The organism is Flavobacterium sp. (genome assembly GCF_965657075.1).
In the GTDB taxonomy this organism is placed as follows: Bacteria; Bacteroidota; Bacteroidia; order Flavobacteriales; family Flavobacteriaceae; genus Flavobacterium.
Genome location: NZ_CBFHMV010000052.1, coordinates 1 through 3,427, shown reverse-complemented (window position 1 = coordinate 3,427; position 3,427 = coordinate 1). Strand labels below are relative to the sequence as shown.

4 protein-coding genes are annotated in these 3,427 nt (G+C 28.9%); 3 read left to right on the top strand and 1 reads right to left on the bottom strand.

Going from position 1 to position 3,427, the window contains the following annotated elements; genetic code table 11:
• The first annotated feature begins 306 nt into the window (after positions 1 to 306).
• Positions 307 to 822 (top strand): hypothetical protein, encoded by a 516-nt coding sequence (locus tag ACTF56_RS12915; protein ID WP_438967323.1) that lies wholly within the window; start codon positions 307 to 309, stop codon positions 820 to 822.
• A gap of 169 nt (positions 823 to 991) precedes the next feature.
• Entirely contained in the window at positions 992 to 1,867 is an 876-nt protein-coding gene (locus tag ACTF56_RS12910) for a hypothetical protein (RefSeq protein WP_438967322.1), read from the top strand.
• Between the two features lie 149 nt (positions 1,868 to 2,016).
• Here the strand turns inward: ACTF56_RS12910 and ACTF56_RS12905 are convergent, their stop codons facing one another.
• Entirely contained in the window at positions 2,017 to 2,223 is a 207-nt protein-coding gene (locus ACTF56_RS12905) for a hypothetical protein (protein ID WP_438967321.1), read from the bottom strand.
• Positions 2,224 to 2,401: 178 nt separating this feature from the next.
• On the opposite strand from ACTF56_RS12905, the gene ACTF56_RS12900 reads away from it, so the two are divergent.
• A complete protein-coding gene (locus ACTF56_RS12900) occupies positions 2,402 to 3,169 on the top strand; it encodes a DUF1444 family protein (RefSeq protein WP_438967320.1) in 768 nt (255 codons plus the stop codon).
• Positions 3,170 to 3,427 lie beyond the last annotated feature (258 nt).

The window sequence follows — 3,427 nt, the reverse complement described above, 5'->3', positions numbered from 1 at the left end:
GATTGACCTGATATTACGGAATGAATATTCCAACGCTAAAAGTCATACACATTTGCAATTCGCGCAAGCCCAGACTACACCAAAAATTGCAAAAGAGTATGCCTTTGCCGACACAAACGACTGAAAAAAGGAAAGCCAGCAGGTAACAATGTATATAAAAAATAGGCGAAATAGTAGTAATTCCCAGGGTTTTAGCTCGTATCAAACTTTGTGCTTAACTGAAAGTTTCGTGCCTCGTAATCGCCTACTTTTCATATACTAAACGTTAGCGACAATTTTGACCGAAAAAAACGTAAATATACATAAATGAAATATTCTAAAATTTTTAAGACATTAATATTTTTAATTTTATTGTATTCGTTTATAGGTTGTGGAAAAAACATTACGGAATCATATCCATTTTCTAAATGTGAATATATTGAAGTTATATCATATGAAAGCAGAATGAATTGGGATACAATTAATGGAATGTCTAAAGACTATTATGAATATAGTATTCTTGAAAAAGGAAGAATGGAAGTTTTTAGAAAAAATACAATTGAAAAAATAAGATTAAGTAATGAACAAAATGAACAATTATTTGATATTCTTTACAAAACGAATTGTATCACTTCTGTTGCCGCTGCTTGTTATGAACCGAGGCACTCTTTTGTGTTTTATAATAAAGAGGAAAAACCTTTTGCTTCGATAGAAGTTTGCCTAGATTGTTATGGTAGTAGAGAAACAAAAGGGGTAAAAGAAATAGTATTTTGCGATAAAAAAATTGAGAAATTGAGAAATTTTTTAGAATCAATCGGAATAAAACACTTTGAAGAAGAATAAAAACTGTCGCTAACAACTGTTTTGCACAATGGCTTGGGCTTGTTTTTTCCTTCGGAAAAACCTCTATTAATCGAAAATTTGTCTATATTTGTTGTGGTCAGTCTTGAATCACAAGCCACTGATGCAAAGCAGTAGAACGTTGGTAGCAATTTTAACACAAAATAACGTTATGAAATTAATAATTATATTTTTTTTAATGTTTATTTCTTGTAAACAAGAAAATTCTAATAGTTTTCAAAAAAATGAAAAAGAGGTTATTAAATTAGAAGACAAAAAAGATATAATTATTGAAAAAAGATATGAAACCAATTTTAAATTTTCCACTACTAAGAAGGAATTAGAAGAAAAAATACAGTATGTGCTAGATAATCAAAGTGCCTATGAGTTTTCTGATTTTGCTATAGATTTAGATGTTGTAATAACAAACGTTTCTAATGATATTGTTAATTTTATAAATACAAACAGCATAAATCCTGATAGCATAAAGGGCTTAGAGAAAAATGCCGTTTTAAAGAATATTACAACTTATAGTTATGGATATTGGTCAGGAGGCACAAGTGGTTTCGTTACTTATTCAATTTTAGTAGTTAAAAAAAATGGTAAATATATTGCAGCAAATTTAGCTGAAAATATAGAAGGAAAGTATGATAAGATTATTAAGCTTAATAGTGATTTGTTCTTGTTTTTAGGTGATGATAAAGCTTATAGCAGTGCTAGGTTTTATTTAGCATATGTTATAAAAATTACAGATGAAATTGATTTAAATTATCCCGCATTTATTGATAGACCTTTTCTGAATTTTTACAATGGTGAATATACTTATAATAATAATTTATTGAAATTTGAAACTGAAATGACTCAAAATTTAAAAGATGTATTCTTACACGAAGATAAATATAGAAAGTTTGCTAAAGATTCCATATCATCTTATAAACTTTACGAAATGATTAAAGGAATAAGATATTATGAAAACAGAAACTTTATTCTAAGATTTAATGGCAAGAATTTTGAACGTTATGATAAAAAAGATGAGATATATTTCTAAAAAAAACTGCTACCAACAACGGTTTGTAGCAATTGCTTGGCTTGGTCTTTGTTTGAATTTTCTCCGAAAATTCATTAGGAGTTTTGTACTTGTGAAATTAAGTGCTAAATTTACGCAACTGCCACAATCCGTCAAACGTTAGCCACCATTTAAGACCAACTATTTTTACATATTTCGTATAGTTTGTAAAGTTCTTCATCTGTTAGGTTTTCTAATCTTCCCCAACTTGTTCTACTATATTGGTCGCTATAAGAATGTCCTGCTTTTTTAACCAATGGGTTTTCAAACTCATTATAGTAAGGTTGGCTACCTTTTACTAATGTTTCTAATGCTTTTCTATCAAGTTCAATTTTCATAATAAAACGGTGGCTAACAACGTATATAGCACATAGCCTGTCAGCCATTTTTTTGAACTATGTGCAGTTATTAAATTATTTTCTTCTTTACTTAGGTCTGTGATTGGCTACGTGCCATATACAAACCGTTGGCGGTAATATTAGCCGAGCGGAAACGAGAAAATATTATCTGAAAAATATGCTTAACGAAATTGAATTTTCTACCGAGTTTGCAAAACGTCTTACTGAAAAAGTTGAAGGCTTGAAAATATTTTCTATTAATGGTCTTGAAATCCAAACAGAATTTGAAAACTCAAACGAATACAAACATTTTCTGAATAATTGTTATTCTGAATATTTAAGAGAACCAGAAAATATTGAAGAAGTTTTTGAAAAATATTTAAATTCATCTGATAGTTTATACAAACCAAACGGAACGATAAATATATCTGACATTTTACCAGTAATTAAAGACGAACGCTTCATTCAAAGTATATTAAAAATAAACCCAAATTTTGAAAAAAATCACACCTACGAAAAGTATAATAGTGAACTTTATATTTTCTATGTCGAAGATACAGAAACAAACATAAATTATTTAACTCAAGAAGATTTTGAAAAACTAAACATTGAAAAAAGTGAACTCAAAAAAATTGCTATCGAGAATTTGTCAAACTCAATCGAAATCGAAAGACACGGCGAAAATGATTACTATATGTTATTAGTGGACGGAAATTATGAATCAAGTATGATTTTGCTTGACATTTGGAATGAAGAAAACTTTAAAGTTAAAGGTGAAATTGTAGTAGGAATTCCATCGCGCGATTTGTTAATTATTACAGGTAAAAATGACGCAGAAAATATTAAGAAACTTAAACAGACAATAAGCGAAATAAATGAAAATGGAGATCATTTAGTTTCTGAAAAATTATTTGAATACAGAAACGGAAAATTTGAATCCATATAAAATACTACCGCCAACACACGTTTGGCGCAATTGCGAATTTTGTGGTAAATTCACGTTCACGTTTCGCAAGAAATATTATCTTTAACAGAAAATAATCAGTTCCGAAGTTCGCAACTGACGCCAAGCGTGGGAACGTTGTAGGCTATATTTGCTCAACTAACCTTTAAAAAATTAGTAACCAAAAACAACGTTAAATATGAAAACAAAATTGAAAATTTTTAAATTTATTGCTTTATTGGCTTTGTTCAACTCCTTTTA

Bases quoted from the DNA above. Each gene is read 5' to 3' on its own strand.
- ACTF56_RS12910 (WP_438967322.1), top strand. From the start codon at position 992: ATGAAATTAATAATTATATTTTTTTTAATGTTTATTTCTTGTAAACAA.
- ACTF56_RS12905 (WP_438967321.1), bottom strand. From the start codon at position 2,223: ATGAAAATTGAACTTGATAGAAAAGCATTAGAAACATTAGTAAAAGGT.
- ACTF56_RS12900 (WP_438967320.1), top strand. From the start codon at position 2,402: ATGCTTAACGAAATTGAATTTTCTACCGAGTTTGCAAAACGTCTTACT.
- ACTF56_RS12915 (WP_438967323.1), top strand. From the start codon at position 307: ATGAAATATTCTAAAATTTTTAAGACATTAATATTTTTAATTTTATTG.